This is a genomic window from Cohnella zeiphila (assembly GCF_014212055.1).
GTDB lineage: Bacteria > Bacillota > Bacilli > Paenibacillales > Paenibacillaceae > Cohnella > Cohnella zeiphila.
This window is the reverse complement of sequence record NZ_JACJVO010000018.1, coordinates 16,431-31,957: the sequence shown is the minus strand read 5'-3', so window position 1 is coordinate 31,957 and position 15,527 is coordinate 16,431. Positions and strand designations below refer to the sequence as shown.

At 60.8% G+C, this 15,527-nt stretch carries 14 protein-coding genes; 6 read left to right on the top strand and 8 right to left on the bottom strand.

The genetic code is table 11. From position 1 onward, the window contains the following. Nucleotides 1-4: 4 nt before the first annotated feature. From H7C18_RS34825 to H7C18_RS14820, 3 genes are all read right to left on the bottom strand, one after another. Nucleotides 5-172: a MerR family transcriptional regulator gene (locus H7C18_RS34825; protein WP_202887083.1), complete on the bottom strand. Its 168-nt coding sequence runs from the start codon at nt 170-172 to the stop codon at nt 5-7. A gap of 172 nt (nt 173-344) precedes the next feature. Next, nucleotides 345-1,136: an SDR family oxidoreductase gene (locus H7C18_RS14825; RefSeq protein WP_185129866.1), complete on the bottom strand. Its 792-nt coding sequence runs from the start codon at nt 1,134-1,136 to the stop codon at nt 345-347. Next, on the bottom strand, nt 1,133-1,684 hold the full coding sequence (locus tag H7C18_RS14820) for a GNAT family N-acetyltransferase (protein WP_185129865.1): 552 nt from the start codon (nt 1,682-1,684) through the stop codon (nt 1,133-1,135). Before H7C18_RS14820 ends, H7C18_RS14825 begins: the two co-directional genes overlap by 4 nt. Before the next feature lie 212 nt (nt 1,685-1,896). On the opposite strand from H7C18_RS14820, the gene uvrA reads away from it, so the two are divergent. Together uvrA and rpiA are read left to right on the top strand one after the other, a co-directional pair. Further along, on the top strand, nt 1,897-4,755 hold the full coding sequence (gene uvrA, locus H7C18_RS14815; protein ID WP_185129864.1) for an excinuclease ABC subunit UvrA: 2,859 nt from the start codon (nt 1,897-1,899) through the stop codon (nt 4,753-4,755). A gap of 216 nt (nt 4,756-4,971) precedes the next feature. Continuing rightward, a complete protein-coding gene (gene rpiA / locus H7C18_RS14810; protein WP_185129863.1) occupies nt 4,972-5,640 on the top strand; it encodes a ribose-5-phosphate isomerase RpiA in 669 nt (222 codons plus the stop codon). Nucleotides 5,641-5,724: 84 nt separating this feature from the next. On the opposite strand, the gene H7C18_RS14805 is transcribed toward rpiA, so the two are convergent. From H7C18_RS14805 to H7C18_RS14795, 3 genes are all read right to left on the bottom strand, one after another. Beyond that, entirely contained in the window at nt 5,725-6,855 is a 1,131-nt protein-coding gene (locus H7C18_RS14805; protein ID WP_185129862.1) for a PdaC/SigV domain-containing protein, read from the bottom strand. Between the two features lie 269 nt (nt 6,856-7,124). Continuing rightward, nucleotides 7,125-7,937, bottom strand: coding sequence for an ABC transporter permease subunit (locus H7C18_RS14800; RefSeq protein WP_185129861.1), 813 nt, complete (start codon nt 7,935-7,937; stop codon nt 7,125-7,127). Then, nucleotides 7,934-8,821 (bottom strand): ABC transporter ATP-binding protein, encoded by an 888-nt coding sequence (locus tag H7C18_RS14795; protein WP_185129860.1) that lies wholly within the window; start codon nt 8,819-8,821, stop codon nt 7,934-7,936. The genes H7C18_RS14800 and H7C18_RS14795 overlap by 4 nt, the downstream gene beginning before the upstream one ends. 153 nt (nt 8,822-8,974) lie before the next feature. Here H7C18_RS14795 and H7C18_RS14790 point away from each other — a divergent pair, with 153 nt between their 5' ends. Continuing rightward, on the top strand, nt 8,975-9,613 hold the full coding sequence (locus H7C18_RS14790) for a TetR/AcrR family transcriptional regulator (protein WP_185129859.1): 639 nt from the start codon (nt 8,975-8,977) through the stop codon (nt 9,611-9,613). Between the two features lie 82 nt (nt 9,614-9,695). Here the strand turns inward: H7C18_RS14790 and H7C18_RS14785 are convergent, their stop codons facing one another. Then, the gene (locus H7C18_RS14785; RefSeq protein ID WP_185129858.1) at nt 9,696-10,217 is read right to left on the bottom strand and encodes a DinB family protein; all 522 of its coding nucleotides are present in this window, start codon (nt 10,215-10,217) and stop codon (nt 9,696-9,698) included. A gap of 237 nt (nt 10,218-10,454) precedes the next feature. On the opposite strand from H7C18_RS14785, the gene H7C18_RS14780 reads away from it, so the two are divergent. The 3 genes from H7C18_RS14780 to H7C18_RS14770 all read left to right on the top strand — a co-directional run bounded on the left by H7C18_RS14780 (nt 10,455) and on the right by H7C18_RS14770 (nt 14,350). After that, nucleotides 10,455-10,664 carry a hypothetical protein gene (locus H7C18_RS14780; RefSeq protein WP_185129857.1) on the top strand — a complete coding sequence of 70 codons (210 nt, stop codon included), beginning with the start codon at nt 10,455-10,457 and terminating at the stop codon, nt 10,662-10,664. A 183-nt stretch (nt 10,665-10,847) separates the two neighbouring features. After that, the gene (locus H7C18_RS14775; RefSeq protein ID WP_185129856.1) at nt 10,848-13,361 is read left to right on the top strand and encodes a U32 family peptidase; all 2,514 of its coding nucleotides are present in this window, start codon (nt 10,848-10,850) and stop codon (nt 13,359-13,361) included. Between the two features lie 278 nt (nt 13,362-13,639). Continuing rightward, nucleotides 13,640-14,350, top strand: a complete 711-nt coding sequence (locus H7C18_RS14770; protein WP_185129855.1) for a hypothetical protein — start codon at nt 13,640-13,642, stop codon at nt 14,348-14,350. Between the two features lie 272 nt (nt 14,351-14,622). Here H7C18_RS14770 and H7C18_RS14765 read toward each other — a convergent pair whose 3' ends face one another. After that, nucleotides 14,623-15,510, bottom strand: a complete 888-nt coding sequence (locus H7C18_RS14765; protein ID WP_185129854.1) for an AraC family transcriptional regulator — start codon at nt 15,508-15,510, stop codon at nt 14,623-14,625. Between the last annotated feature and the right edge of the window lie 17 nt (nt 15,511-15,527).

Sequence of the window (15,527 nt, the reverse complement as noted above, 5' to 3'; positions counted from 1 at the left end):
GCTCTTAAGACAGGACGGTTTGCAGCCGCTGCCGGTCCGTCTCGTCGAACAGACGGTAGCGGTTGCCGCTTTGCTTGCGCGGCGAGATCAGTCCGGCTTCTTCGTAATAACGGATCGCGCGAGCGGAGATGCCCAGCTGCTTGGCGAGCTGTTGGATGTGTATAAGCGGCATGTCGGGCGCTCCTCCTCTCCTGACGGCATCCGAATTGTATCCAGCATAAAGCTTCACGTTACGGCAAGGTCAAGCTTTTTGACAGAAAAGCCCCTTGTCGGAGTCTCCCATCCTAATCGCCGAAATGGCGAATAGATCGGCATGCCGCCGCAGCTTCCGGAAAAGCGCCCCGTTACAGCCCGCGAACGATGCCGCCGTCAACGAGCAGCGCCTGGCCGGTTACGTACGTGTTCGCGAATGAACCGAGGAAAACCGCGGCGCGGGCGAATTCCTCCGGGGTGCCGACGCGGCCGAGCGGAATTTCGGCGGCAGAGGCGCGCATGATTTCCTCCAGCGGCAGGCCGGTCGCTTCGGCCTTTCTGCGGTCGAGGTCGAGCAGCCGGTCGGTGCCGATCCGCCCGGGGGCGACGGTGTTGATCAGAACGCGGTCCGGCGCGAGCTCGAGCGACAGGCTCTTGGTCAGCGCCTGAACGCCGGCGCGGAACACGTTGGAGAGAATCAGATTCGGAATCGGCTCCTTCACCGACATCGACGCGACGTTGACGATCCGTCCTCCGTCGGAAGCGGCGCGCAGATGGGGCAGCGCCTCGCGGATGAGACGGACGACGCTCATCAGCGTCAGCTCGAAGCCGCCCTGCCAGCCGGCGTCGTCGAAGTCGCCGAAGCCGCCGTGAGGAGGCCCGCCCGCGTTGGTCACGATCGCGTCCAGTCCGCCGTGCCGCTCGGCCGCTTCCCGCACCGCGGCGGCGATGTCGTCCGCGCTGCTCACGTCCAGCCGCACGGCATGCGGCTCGTTCCCGGTCGCCGCCGCGATCTCGCCTCGCGCCGCCGCAAGCTGCGCTTCGTCGCGGCTCGCGATCGTCACGCGCGCGCCTTCGCGAGCGTATTCGAGCGCGATCGCCTTGCCGAGCCCTTTGCTGGACGCCGCCACCAATACCGATTTTCCTTGTAAGCCCATGTTCATCTTTGACCAGCTCCTTCTTCCGCGGAATCCGCTTCGTTCCCGCCGGCCCTCAGCCCCAGTACGGCCAAGTCGCGCTCCACGCCGTCCAGCTCGGCCACCCGCGGGTAATAGCCCCACTGTTCGAAGCCGAACTTGCGCAGCAGCTTGAGGCTCGGCTCGTTATGGCCGAACACGAAGCCGAGCAGCGTGTTCACGCCCAGCCCCGGGCATGCCTCCAGCGCGTGCTTCAGCAGCCTGCTGCCGACGCCGGTTCCGCGGCAGTCCTCGGCGACGTAGACGCTCAGCTCCGCCGTTCCGTTATAGGCCGGCCGGCCGTAAAAATCGCTCAGGCTCGCCCAGGCCAGCACGCGTTCTCCGCTCTTCGCCACCCACAAGGGCCGGCGGTCGGGCCGATGCCGCTCGAACCATTCGATCCGGCTCTCGACCGTAATGGGCTCCAGGTCGGCGGTCGCCCGGCGCGAGGCGATCGTGCTGTTGTAAATGTCTACGATGGCCGGCAAATCTTCTCTCGTGGCGTGGACAATGGCCGGCTCGGGGGATAAGGACATGAACGGGCACCCTTTCCGCTGTTTTTGTCCATTCGATTGTACCCAAGCCGGCGGCCGCATACAATAGAAGCCCGATATCGCCGAACGATTTCCATTTGCAACCTAATAAAGGCTTCGCTATAATAGATGGGAACACATATTCTTATGGAACGGAAACCGGCGGCAGCGATGAAGCAAGCCCCGCAGTGACCGTCACGAAAGGGGCTATCCCGTTGGCCAACGAGAATATCGTCATCAAGGGCGCCCGCGCCCATAATCTTAAAAATATCGACGTTACGATCCCGCGCGACAAGTTCGTCGTGCTGACCGGCCTGAGCGGCTCGGGCAAGTCGTCGCTGGCGTTCGACACGATCTACGCGGAAGGCCAGCGGCGCTACGTGGAGTCGCTGTCGGCTTACGCGCGCCAGTTCCTTGGCCAGATGGACAAACCGGACGTCGACTCCATCGACGGGTTGTCCCCGGCCATCTCCATCGACCAGAAGACGACGAGCCGCAACCCGCGCTCGACCGTCGGCACGGTGACGGAGATTTACGACTACTTGCGGCTCATGTTCGCGCGCGTCGGGCATCCGCATTGTCCCGACCACGGCGTGGAGATCACGTCGCAGACGGTCGAGCAGATGGTCGACCGCATTATGGAATATCCGGAGCGCACCCGTCTGCAGATTTTGGCGCCGATCGTGTCCGGACGCAAAGGCGAGCACAGCAAGCTGCTGGCCGACGTGCAGAAGCAGGGATTCGTCCGCGTGCGGGTGAACGGGGAAATCCGCGACCTGGCGGAGAAGATCGAGCTGGAGAAGAACAAGAAGCATTCGATCGAAGTCGTCGTCGACCGGATCGTCGTGAAGGAGGACGTCGCCACCCGGCTGGCCGATTCCTTGGAGACGGCTTTGAAGCTGTCCGGCGGGCGGGTCATCGTCGACATTATCGACAAGGAAGAGCTGCTGTTCAATTCCAATCTGGCGTGCCCGATCTGCGGCTTCTCGATGGAAGAACTGGCGCCCCGCATGTTCTCGTTCAACTCGCCTTTCGGCGCTTGCCCGGAATGCGACGGCCTCGGAGTAAAAATGGTCGTCGACCCCGACCTGCTCGTGCCGGACCGTAGCATCAGTATCGACGACGGGGCGTTCGAGGCGTGGGCGGGCGGAACGTCCAACTACTATCCGCAGTTTTTGGCGGCGGTCTGCACCCATTACGGCATTCCGACGAACGTTCCGGTGTCCGAGTTGTCCGACAAGCAGATGAACGTGCTGATGAACGGCACGGGCGGAGAGCGGGTCCGGTTCCGCTACGAGAACGAGTTCGGCCACACCCGCGACGCGATGGTTCCGTTCGAGGGCATCGTCAACAATCTCGAGCGAAGATACCGAGACACGGCTTCCGAAGGCATCCGCGAGTTCATCGAAGCGTACATGAGCGCGAAGCCATGCGCTTCCTGCAAAGGCCATCGCCTGAAGCGGGACGTGCTGGCCGTGACGGTCGGAGGACAGAACATTTCGTACGTCACGTCGCTTTCCATCGGGGAAGCGCAGAAGTTTTTCGCCGGGCTTGAACTGACGGAGAAGGAACTGCAAATCTCGCACCTCATCCAGAGGGAGATTACGAGCCGGCTCGGCTTCCTCGTCAACGTCGGCCTCGAATATTTGACGCTGTCGCGGGCGGCCGGCACGCTGTCCGGCGGAGAAGCGCAGCGCATCCGGCTGGCGACGCAGATCGGCTCCAGCTTGATGGGTGTGCTGTACATTCTCGACGAGCCCAGCATCGGCCTGCACCAGCGCGACAACGACCGGTTGATCGCGACGCTGAGCCACATGCGCGATCTCGGCAACACGCTGATCGTCGTCGAGCATGACGAGGACACGATGATGGCAGCCGACTATCTGATCGATATCGGGCCGGGCGCAGGCATTCACGGCGGTACGGTCATCGCGCAAGGGACGCCGCAGGAAGTGATGGCAGACGAGAATTCTTTGACGGGCGCTTACCTGAGCGGCAGGAAGTTCATCCCGGTGCCGCTGGAGCGCCGCAAGCCGAACGGCAAGTGGCTCGAAGTGAAGGGCGCCAAGGAGAACAACCTGAAGAACCTGAGCGTGAAGTTTCCGCTGGGCGTTTTTACCGCGGTGACCGGCGTGTCCGGATCGGGCAAGTCGACGCTCGTCAACGAGATTCTGTACAAGACGCTCGCCCGCGATTTGAACAAGGCGAAGACGCGGCCGGGAGAGCATAAAGAGATCGTCGGGCTGGACAATCTCGAGAAAGTGATCGACATCGACCAGTCGCCGATCGGGCGGACGCCGCGCTCCAATCCGGCGACGTACACCGGCCTGTTCGACGACATTCGCGACGTATACGCGATGACGAACGAATCGAAGGTGCGCGGCTACAAGAAGGGACGCTTCAGCTTCAACGTGAAGGGCGGCCGCTGCGAAGCTTGCAAAGGCGACGGCATCATCAAGATCGAGATGCACTTCCTGCCGGACGTCTACGTTCCTTGCGAAGTGTGCAAGGGCAAGCGTTACAACCGCGAAACGCTGGAAGTGAAGTATAAGGGCAAGAGCATCGCGGAAGTGCTGGAGATGACGATCGAGAATGCGACCGAGTTCTTCCAGAACATTCCGCGCATTCACCGCAAGCTGCAGACGCTGCTGGACGTCGGTCTCGGCTACATGACGCTCGGCCAGCCGTCGACGACGATGTCCGGAGGCGAAGCGCAGCGCGTCAAGCTGGCGGCCGAGCTGTACCGGCGCAGCACGGGCAAGACGCTTTACATTCTGGACGAGCCGACGACCGGTCTTCACGCGGACGATATCGACCGTCTGCTGCAGGTGCTTCAGCGGTTGGTCGATTCCGGAGAGACGGTGCTTGTTATCGAGCATAACCTCGACGTAATCAAGACGGCGGACTACTTGATCGATCTCGGGCCGGAAGGCGGCAACGGCGGAGGCACGCTCGTCGGCGTCGGTACGCCGGAGCAGCTGGCGGCCAACGAGAAGTCCTACACGGGCAAGTATCTGGGGCCAGTGCTGGAGCGGGACCGAGCCCGTACGGAAGCGGCTTTGGCGAAGGCGTAACGGGAAACGCGGAGACGGCGGATTCCGAATCAGGCGGTTTTCCGGGGGGATATTTCCGAGCGAATCGGATATCCGTCCGGGGAATCGCCTTTTTCATAGGTAAGCGAAGAGGAAAGACCGGCAGATGAGGTTTGCCGGCTTCTCGCTTGGCTACCTTTTCGGACCGAATGGTAGTATACTTTCTGATAATACGAGCAGGGAACGGAGCGAAACGCCATGGAACCGAATCTGAAAAAAATCGCCGCCGAGAAGGCGGTCGAATGGGTCGAAGACGGAATGACGATCGGCTTGGGGACGGGCTCTACCGCCTACTGGGCGATTCTTCGCATCGCCGAGCGGGTGCGTGAGGGGCTGACCGTTCGCGCGGCGGCCAGCTCGATCCGTTCGGAGCAGTTGGCCCGCGAACACGGCATTCCGCTTGTATCCCTCGATGAGATCGACCGCTTCGATCTTACGATCGACGGGGCGGATGAGGCGGATGACCGGCTGAACTTGATCAAAGGCGGGGGAGGGGCGCTTCTCCGGGAGAAAGTGCTGGCCGCGAGCAGCGACCGGTTCGTCGTCATCGTCGACGAATCGAAGCGGGTGCGGACCCTGGGGGCGTTCCCGCTGCCGGTCGAGATCGTGCCGTTCGGCTCGCGGTTGACGCTGAACGCGTTGAAGGCGCTGGACGGCAATCCGGCCGTGCGGATGGACGGAGACCGGCCCTATGTGACGGACAACGGCAACTGGATCGCCGACTGCCGCTTCGGCACCATCGACGATCCGGAGCAGCTGTCGGTTCGGCTGAACCGCATTCCGGGCGTCGTCGAGAACGGCCTGTTCGTCGGCATGACCTCGGCCGTCGTCGTCGGAACCGCCGGCGGAGCGATCGTGCTCGAATAATCCCAAGCGAGCAAAGAAAGGCCGAGACGGCTGACCGTGGGGAACGGTTCGGCGTCTCGGCCTTTTCGGCATGTCGGCGTTCCTTTAGTTGTGAATCGTCAGATTGCCTCCGGTCGGGCTCTCGGTCACGTTCAAGCCCAGCATTTGGGAGAAAAAGTCGTCCGGGACATAGATCGTTCCGCTGATGCTGACGGACGCGGCGGTTAAGGGAATCGGCGTTTTTCCGGTCAAGGCGTAGCTGTTTTTGCCGAGCGGGACGGATGCCGTAATTTGATCCGAACTAACCTGAGCCGCCTTGGTCGCATTGTTCCAGGATACTTTATAGCCGAAGCTGGAAGCGACGGTCCGCAGCGGGACCATGACGTGTCCCTTCGCATCGACGAAGTAATGGGCGTCGCCTGCTTTGTTCGCCGCGGCCGGCGCCAGCGTAAGAGATTGCTTCTTCGGCGGCTGCGCCGACACGGACGCGGGTTGGACCGGGATCTCGACGATGCCGGACGCGTAAGGGCCGATCTCGTATTGCTGAAAGACGAGATAGACGGTTCCCTGGCTGACGAAAAAGCTTTGATCGTCCGCGATGCTCTTAAACGCATCGCTTCCGTCTTGCGGATAGTAGCGGTCCGGGTTGGCCTTCAATTCGGCGGCCACCGCGGCGTTCGCGAGCTTCAGGTAGTCGCTCCCCAACAATTGCTTCAGCGTCAGCGGAGAAGCTGCCGCGGCATTCTGCACGTTGTACGTATCCTCGACGGTGGAGCCATGGGCGCCTCCGGTATACGTATAAGTCGAGACGACCAGCGAGAACGTCCCGTTCTGGCCGCTGCCGTCCGATTTGACGGCATACGTGATCTCCATCTCATAAGGGCGAAACTCGTAGCCGCCCGTTTTGGAAGCTTCCTGATCGGCGGCCGCCGTTTTTTTCAGATCGTCCAGCACGCTCATGGCCTGACTCTCCAACTGCTCGTTGAGTTTCGTCTGATAGATGGAGTCCTGCATGCCGGAGAGTACCGGAATTTGCAGTTTGGCCGAGTACAGATCGTTCTTGTCGTTCACTTCTTTGGAAGTGACCGTAACGGCGCTTTGCGCCGTCTGCGAGGAAGCCGGAGCGACCGTGGCGCTCGGAAGGCCCGCGGCGGCGGACACGAGCGGCGATGCGGCGAGCAGGCAGGTTCCGGCGGCGGCGACGGTCAGCAGTTTCAACGATGCGGATTTTTTCACGAGTCGGCACTCCCTCATAGATGATGTGGAATGATGGCCTTCCTTCTGAAAACCTTGTTACGGAATAGACGGCGGAAGTCGACAAAAAGTTGAGACGCGCCCCGCAAGCGGCAGCTCAAACAATCCTCGTCGCATGCTCCCGGAGAAGCCCCACGGCGGAGAGGATGGCCGGTAACACTGTTATACCATGAATTTTTGCTGCCGAATCGGATTGATAGAAAAAACTCAGAAAAGCGCCGGCAGAATAGCCGGCGCCAGGAGTGAAGCTCTTACAGCGGAAGATCCCGCTTCCGGAAGATCAGAATGCCGGCGGCGAAGCCCGCCAACCCGATCAGCAGCAGAATCGTTGCGGACAGCGCCGCGTGGCCTTCCCCGCCGGCCAGTTCGCTGGGGCGGTAGAGCGCGAAGGCGGAGACATAGCGCAGCCACTCCACGCTGTCGCCGATCTTGCCGATGAGATCGAGACCGTACATGCCGAAGACGACCGCGCCGGAGAGGCCGAGCGCCCGCTTCTCGTCGTTGGACGCAGCGGAGATCAGGAAGGACAAGCCGCCGACGGCGACGAACAGCGTCCAGGCGACCGCATTCATGCGGAGGAAGCGGGAGGCGTCGAACGGATAGCGGTCGCCGATGATCCACTCGTGCCCGGCGAAGCCCGCCGCCGTCGTGACGGCCATGATGATGAGCAGGCCCAACACCAGCACGAGGGCCTGGGCGGAGGCTACCTTCGCGCGAGTGGCGGGAGTCGACAGCAGATAGGCCATCGAGCCTTGGTCGATCAGCCGGGCCATCAGCTGCGTCGACAACAGCACGGTGAAGATGGACAGGATCAGCGGCAGCAGCAGCCCGTAATATTCGCCGGAGATGAACGCCTCCATGCTTCCGAAGCCGCCTTGGAAGCCGAAAGCTTGCGCCACGCCTTCCGGAAAAGCGGCCAACAGGTCGTTCAGCGCCTTCGAATTGTCGGCGATGCTGGGATAAAGCCAGAACATCAGCAGGATGTAAAAGGCGGAACCGAAGGTGTAATTGCCGAACGAGCGGGAATGAACCTTCAACATTTGATTCAGCAGAGGCGCGTTCATCGGATCTCCCCCTTGCGGTCGTAGAAATGCATGAAGACGTCTTCCAGGCTTTGCGCGGCCGGATCCAGGCTGAGCGCGGAGCAGGAGGCGGCCGCCCGGATCAGCTCGCTCATCGAACCGGACACCGACACGGAGACGCGGTTCCCGTCGCGGGCTTCCACCTGCAGCCCCTCGCTGCGGGCGAACCGGTCGGCGTCTTCCGGCCGCTCGAACGTAAGGTCGATCCGTTTGCGCTGCATCGACTGCAGCTCTCCGATATCGCGGACCGCGACGATCCGGCCGTCCTTGATGATGGCCGCCCGGTCGCACGTCCGCTCGATCTCCGGAAAGCTGTGCGACGACATCAGGAACGTCGTGCCGCGGGCTTTCTCCTCCAACACGAGCTCGATGAACGTCCGCTGCATCAGCGGATCGAGTCCCGACGTCGGCTCATCCAGCACGATCAACTCGGGATCGTGCATAAAGGCGGCCACGATGCCGACCTTCTGCTTCATTCCTTTGGACATCTTGCGAATCGGCGTGCGCGCGTCGAACTGCAGCCGCTCGATCAGCCGGGCGCGCTTGGCCGAGCTGTCCACGCCTTGCATTCGGGCGAGGAATTCGAGGAAGCCGATGCCGTTCATCCCTTCGAGAAAGGCGATCTCGCCCGGCAAATACCCGACCCGCTTCCGGAACGCGCCCTCCTTCCAGGTGTCGAAGCCGAGCAGCGTCACCTTTCCCCGATCCGGCTTCATGAAGCCCATGATATGACGAATCGTCGTCGACTTGCCGGCACCGTTCGGCCCCAGAAAACCGAACACTTCTCCTCGGCGAACCGCAAACGTGACGTCCTCGATTCCTTTTCCGCCCGGAAACCGCTTGGTCAACCCTTCGACGCTCAACATAGCCAAGGCCTCCATTTGAATGAAATTAATGAAATCAAAACGTTAGCGAATTTCATGAAATGATCATACGTCCGCCCGAAGCTCCCGTCAATAGGTTGTGAAATATATTTATGTTATAATTTCATCAATTAAACTCAGGCAGGAGAGCGACGCATGAACGGTTTCGAGAAGAGGGCCGAACGGATCAAGGAGAAGATCAAGAGCACCGTATTCCGGATGCTTCAGACGTGGGAGCCGAAGAAGATCCGCATTGCCGACATCGCCGCGGAGGCGGGCGTGTCCCAGGTGACGATCTACAACTACTTCGGCAGCAAGGAAGGCTTGATACGCGAGACGTTCCGGGATTACGTGGGCCGATCCGTCCGGGATTTCGAGGAGTTCATCGGCAGCGGACCGTCGATGAAGGAGGTTATCTCTTATGCCCTTCAATACGATAAGCTGATGTACAGGGCGTTCTCGCCGGAGATGGTCAAGCAGCTGGTCATCGACGACTCGGAAATCGCCAGGGAAGTCGACGAAATGTACCGCAGCCGAATCCTTCCGTTCATGGAGCGGTTTATCGAAGAAGGCAGACGGAGGGGAGAAATATCGGCCAAAGTATCGACGCAGACGATTATGACGTACATCGGCATCATGTACAATCAGATGCAGGCCAGCCTCGACTTGATGCAGAAAAGCGGCGATCCCGAAAAATTCTTGGAGGAAGCGGTGCATTTGTTTTTTTACGGCATATGCGGGGCGGAACCGGAGGCGGGGGAGACCGCGGCGAAAGAGGAGATCTGGGAAACGTAAGGTGGTTGGAACAGCCGTCCGGACAGGTAAACGGCTCAATGAAAGGCGGGCGCTGCTGCCGGACCGGCCGTTCCCTTTTCGCTTATTTCGGCAAGTAACGCTCCCGGATGATGTTGCGGTGATGCAGCTCGTGGCCGATGATGACGCAGGCGATCGCCCTTGCGGACAGCGGGCTGTTGTTGGCAGAACCCGTTCGCAGCCATGCTTCGTCCGGCAGAGCCTGCAGCAAGCTCAGCGTGGAGCGGCGCACGGCCGCATAATCGGCGGCGATATCGGCCAGGGACATCCGGGCGAAAGGAGCGCCCGCCATGAGAACGTCCTGATTATAGCCGGGAAGCGGCGTGGCGTCGCCGCGCGCGATCCGCAGCAGCCGGTAGCTCATGATCCGCTCGTTGTCGGCGACGTGGCCGATCACTTCGCGCAAGCTCCACTTGCCTTCCGCGTAACGGAAGTCGGCTTGCTCCTCGGTCAGCGAGGAAAGGAAGCTCTCCATATCCTCTCCTTGACGCCGCAAAATCTCGAGCAGATCCTCTTCTTTCGGCACGAGTACGATATATCCTTTATAAAATTCCGAAAACTCGTTCGAATCCGGACGCTCCCTCATGGACATCATTCCCTCCTGGATAATATCTCCACGATAGGAAGGCGGCACTCGCTTGTCAAGAGTTTACATAGGCGCCGGTCTTGTCGGGCAGCCTATTGGAATCGAATTAATCCCAAATTAATAATGAAAGCGTGTGACAAAGTTGTTACGGCGCAAAGTTCGGGCTTGCGCCCAAGCCTTCCGGAATATAACATATAGGATAATGGGAAACTTATGAACAAAAGGAGGTCGCCCCCCATGTTCTTGGCAGACAACGCGGCGGAGGGTTCCACGAGTCTGTTCACTCCGTTCGATGTTTTCATGGTCATCTTTACGGTCGTCATCGCGATCGGATTTTTCCGTCTGCTGGTCTCGAGGGACAAGAAAAACATTTTCGCCCTCGGCTTCACCCTGGTCGCGCTCGTCATCTTCTTGGTTGCCGACGTGAAAATGGTCAGCGGCTGGTAATTCGGCCGAAGACTCCGACCCGATCTACATAAGCGGCCTTGCCGGCGATTCATCGTCCGGCAGGGTCGCTTTTCATTTGCGCGGGAAGATTCAAGGAAGACGCGTGCCCAATTGTTTTCTTTGGCCCCGTCCGGCACGGTTTGGTATACTAGGGGCAGTTGACAGGATGGAGGTTTCATCGAAATGACGAACCTGGCCGGAATCCGGCGTGAAGATATCGAGCTTCTGGCGCCCGCGGGCGATTGGGAGTGTATGCGGGCGGCGGTGGCGAACGGAGCGGACGCGATCTTTTTCGGCGTGGAGAAGTTCAACGCGCGCGCCCGCGCGAACAATTTCAAGATGGAAGAGTTGCCGGAGATCATGAGATTTTTGCGCCGGTACGGAGTGAAGGGATTTCTGACCTTCAACATTCTCGTATTCGAGGATGAGCTCCGGGAAGCGCGCGAGCTGGTGGATGCGTGCATCGAGGCGGGGGTGGACGCGGTCATCGTGCAGGATTTGGGATTGGTGAAAATGATCCGCGAGATATCGCCGGACTTCCCGATCCACGGTTCCACGCAGATGACGATCACGTCGCCGGAGGCGGTCGAATTCACGAAGCCGTTCGGGTTGGAACGGGTCGTGCTCGGCCGGGAAAATAACCTGAAGCAGATTCGCAAGATCGGCGAGCAGGCGAAGCTGCCGATGGAGGTATTCGTGCACGGCGCGCTGTGCGTCTCCTACTCCGGACAATGCCTGACGTCCGAAGTGTGGGGCGGCCGCTCGGCCAACCGCGGCGAATGCGCGCAGGCTTGCCGCCTGCCGTACGATCTGATGGTCGACGGCGAGCGCAAGCCGATGGGCGACATCGCGTACCTGCTGTCGCCGAAAGATTTGGCGGCGATCGACCTGATGCCGGAGCTGATCGAGGCCGGCGTCACGTCGTTTAAGATCGAAGGGCGGCTGAAGAGCCCGGAGTACGTCGCCAACGTCGTAAGCAAGTATCGCCGCGCCATCGACAAGGTGTTTGACGGTGACGAGACCGCACCGTCGAAGGAAGAGATTCGCGAGCTGCAGCAGAGCTTCTCGCGCGGGTTCACGCACGGCTTCCTCGAAGGGACGAACAACAAGAAGCTCGTGGACGGCACGTTCCCGAAGAGCCGCGGGGTTTATCTCGGACGCGTCGAGAAGATTCTGCCGGGCGGCATCGTCTGCACGATCGAGGCGCCGCTCAAACGCGGCGACGGCCTGGTGTTCGACGCCGGCGACCCGACGAAGAAGGAAGAGGGCGGCCGGGTGTACGACGTGCGCAAAAGCGGCGCGAAGCTCGAGGGAGAGGCGCCGGAAGGCGAGCGCATCGAGATCGTGATGGGCCGCAGCGACGTCGACTTGAGCCGGGTGCATGAAGGCGACCGGATCTGGAAGACGAGCGACCCGGCGCTGGACAAGCGGCTGAGAAGCACGTTCGAGACCGAGAAGCCGTACCGGACGTTCCCGGCCGCGGTGACGGTCGAGGGGCGCGAAGGTGCTCCTCTGCGTACGATCTGGACCGACGTCGGACGCGGCCTTACGGTTGTCGTATCTTCCGAGATGCCGCTGGAGCACGCGGAGAAGCGTCCGCTCGGACGGGAAGTGCTGGAAGAGCAGCTCGGACGGCTCGGCGGAACGCTGTATTACCTGGAGCAGCTGACCGTGGCGCTGGAAGGCGACGTCATTGTGCCGAAGAGCGAGCTGAACCGGATTCGCCGCGAGGCGGCGGAGCAGCTCGAACGGCTGCGCGAACAGCCGCCGCGCTATACGCGGAACGTGCGCGCCGGGCTTGTTCCATCGGCGGGGCGAGCGGCTAAGCCCGTGACGGAGCCAAAGCTGACGGCGCTTTGCCGCACGCTGGAGCAGGTGCAGGCGGCCGTGACGACCGACGTGTCGATGATCTACGCCGACTTCGAGTTCATCAAGCAGTTCCCGGACGCTATCGCGATCTGCCGGGAAGCGGGCAAGCCGATCGCGCTGGCGACCCCGCGCATCCACATGCCGGGCGAGAACGGCTACCATCGCAACATTCTGAACCTGAAGCCGGACGCGGTGCTCGTGCGCAATACGGGCGCGCTGTACTATTATTTGCGGGAGCGGGCGGAGAAGCCGGGTGAGAAGCACCCGGCGCTGATCGGCGACTTCTCGCTGAACGTCTCCAACCATAAGACGATCGAACTGTTCCGGGAGGCGGGCGCCGACTGGCTGACGCCGTCGTACGACCTGAACATTCAGCAGATGGTCGATATGCTGGCCCTGTCGGATACGTCCCGGCTGGAGCTGGTCATTCACCAGCACATGCCGATGTTCCATACCGAGCATTGCGTCTACTGCACGTTCCTGAGCGAAGGCACCGACTTTACGAACTGCGGCCGTCCTTGCGAGCAGCACCGCGCGTCTTTGCAGGACCGCATCGGCATGTCCCATCCGGTCCGCGTCGACGAAGGCTGCCGCAACACGGTCTACAACGCGATCGAGCAGTCCGGCGCGGAATATCTCTCTCATTTCATGGAGCTGGGCGTCCCTTCCTACCGGGTCGAGTTCCTGGAAGAGACCGGGAGCAAAGTGCTGGAAGTGCTCGCGCTTTATCGCGCGGCCATGGACGGCCGGATCGGCGGCGGCGAAGTGTGGCGCAAGCTGAAGGCGACCAACCAGCTCGGCGTCACCCGCGGGCAGTTGGTCAAGTAATCTGCGCTGCCGGGAAGTGCTCGCGCGAAGTATTCGTCTGCGAGCGGACTCTTGCGGCGGAAGACCGCACCAACATCATTTAAACGCGCATGAAGCACATGCCGCTTTCTCCCTCTCGGGGAGCAGGCGGCTTTTTCTATCTGGAAGAGATTGACCCGGCAGAGCCTACTGGTCTTCCTGCGCTTCGTTGGTCACCCGTCGGGCTAGGCGACTTCGCCGTCTTCAATCCAGCCGAGTGCAAGCTCGACTAATAAGATCTTAAAAAGGAGGAATAAGACATGAGTTGGAGCTTTGAAGGTTTTTTGGAGCAGCAGAAACGCACTGCAACGGGGCAGAGGCTGGAAATGCTCGGCAAGGATTTGTCGGGCACGCGCAAAATGTTGGAGACGGTGCTTATCCCGGTTCTAGGCACGTCGCAGCAGCTGATTTTGGAGCATGAGTTAGTGGCTTCTTCAGGCATGCGCATCTTCGTCGACACGTTTCTGTCCGCGCATGGAATCGTCTTCGAAAGCGAAGGCTTCGTATCCCATGCGGAAAGCATCACGCGGGATCGATTCTCCTTCGAAAGAATGAGGATTCGGACCTTTGCGCTTTACGGATATAAATACATTCCTTTTTCGTGGGACGAGTTGGATAAGAAGCCCGAGGCTTGCCGGCGCTCTCTTTATGAGTTGCTGGGGAGGCAAGGAAGGGCGGAGGAGACGAGTTTGATGGAACTGGATGTATACGAGCGGGAAGTGCTGCGTTTGGGGATGTTCCGTACGGAATTTTTTCGGATCGGAGATGTGAGAAACTGGCTGAAGCTGGGGGCGGATGTCAGTCGTTTGGTTGTACATCGACTGGTGGGCAAAGGGCTCCTCTCCAAGGTGGGAGGCAGCGAGCGAAGGAGTCACGGATTTGAGGTGACGGATCGGGCTAGACAATTGTTCTGGGCGGCCGCCGGAGCAGTCGGCATTCCGGAACCGCAAAACGCGCCCAAGGGACGTTAATTAGCCGAGAAAAACGGCTATCGAGGCCGGACAAGGGGCCGATAAGGTGCCGATAGCCGAGAAAATCGGCTAACGAGGCCGGGCAACGGGCCGAGAAGGTGTCGATAGCCGAAAAAATCGGCTAACGGTGCTTCGCGAGGGGCGTAGAGGATGCCGATAGCCGAAAAAATCGGCTAACGGTGCTTCGCGAGGGGCGTAGAGGATGCCGATAGCCGAAAAAATCGGCTAACAGTGCTGCGTGGACAGCCTGGAGGGCCCGATGCCCCCTCCCCTTAAACCATCCTGTCCATCCGGCGAAAGAGGCTGGGCGGACAGCCGATGCGGCGCTTGAACAAACGGGTGAAGTGGTGGATCGAGCCGAAATGCAGCCGGCGGGCCGTCTGCTCGACGCCGAGGCCGTCGGCGAGCAGCAGCGTTTTGGCCAACTCCAGCTTGCAGTCGAGGAAGTAGTCGTGCGGAGACTGGCCGTACAACCGGGAAAAGAGGGCCGCTGCGTGGTTCTCGTGATAGTGGGTCCATTCTTTCAGCCATTCGCGGCGATAAGGCTCGGCCGCGCGCTCGCGAAGCTGTGTTCGGACGGACTCCAGCAGCGGCGCGGCGGGATCGTTTTGTTCGTTCTCGCGGCAGACCCAGTCGTACAGCTCCGTCAAAAAACGGATCAGCAGCGCGCGGTTGCGCAGATGATGAAGCGCGTCGGCCGTACGGTAATGCCGCGCCGCCGCTGCGAAAAAAGGCTCGGCGAAGGAAGGACGCAGCCGAGTCCGCTCCGGCACTTGAAAAGGATAGGCTCCATCCCCCAGCTGAAGGCCGGATTCGTTCGCAGCTTCCGGCTCTCCCCAGCTTACGTCCACGGGCTGCCGATACGGGACCGCGCCCGCAGCCGGAAGGTCGCCGATCGGGGCGAAGTGAAGCCCATAGAGGATGAAAGGCTCCGTCTCGTCCGCCTCAAAACGGTGCTTAACGTCCGGGCCGTAGTAGAACAAATCTCCTTCCTCCGCGGCATATCGCCGTCCTCCGATATCGGAGCGGCCCCGTCCCGCCGCCACGTAAATAAACTGATGGTCCCGAATAACCCGGGGCCCGAATGAAAAGCCAGGATCGCAAACGAGCCGATTGGCGTAAGACACGACCGGATTCAACGTCTCCCATCCGATGTTCATCTTCTAGCCCCCCATTT

Coding starts and splice junctions, on each gene's coding strand:
- H7C18_RS34825 (WP_202887083.1), bottom strand. CDS start 172: ATGCCGCTTATACACATCCAACAGCTCGCCAAGCAGCTGGGCATCTCC.
- H7C18_RS14825 (WP_185129866.1), bottom strand. CDS start 1,136: ATGAACATGGGCTTACAAGGAAAATCGGTATTGGTGGCGGCGTCCAGC.
- H7C18_RS14820 (WP_185129865.1), bottom strand. CDS start 1,684: ATGTCCTTATCCCCCGAGCCGGCCATTGTCCACGCCACGAGAGAAGAT.
- rpiA (WP_185129863.1), top strand. CDS start 4,972: ATGGAACCGAATCTGAAAAAAATCGCCGCCGAGAAGGCGGTCGAATGG.
- H7C18_RS14800 (WP_185129861.1), bottom strand. CDS start 7,937: ATGAACGCGCCTCTGCTGAATCAAATGTTGAAGGTTCATTCCCGCTCG.
- H7C18_RS14795 (WP_185129860.1), bottom strand. CDS start 8,821: ATGTTGAGCGTCGAAGGGTTGACCAAGCGGTTTCCGGGCGGAAAAGGA.
- H7C18_RS14790 (WP_185129859.1), top strand. CDS start 8,975: ATGAACGGTTTCGAGAAGAGGGCCGAACGGATCAAGGAGAAGATCAAG.
- H7C18_RS14785 (WP_185129858.1), bottom strand. CDS start 10,217: ATGAGGGAGCGTCCGGATTCGAACGAGTTTTCGGAATTTTATAAAGGA.
- H7C18_RS14780 (WP_185129857.1), top strand. CDS start 10,455: ATGTTCTTGGCAGACAACGCGGCGGAGGGTTCCACGAGTCTGTTCACT.
- H7C18_RS14775 (WP_185129856.1), top strand. CDS start 10,848: ATGACGAACCTGGCCGGAATCCGGCGTGAAGATATCGAGCTTCTGGCG.
- H7C18_RS14770 (WP_185129855.1), top strand. CDS start 13,640: ATGAGTTGGAGCTTTGAAGGTTTTTTGGAGCAGCAGAAACGCACTGCA.
- H7C18_RS14765 (WP_185129854.1), bottom strand. CDS start 15,510: ATGAACATCGGATGGGAGACGTTGAATCCGGTCGTGTCTTACGCCAAT.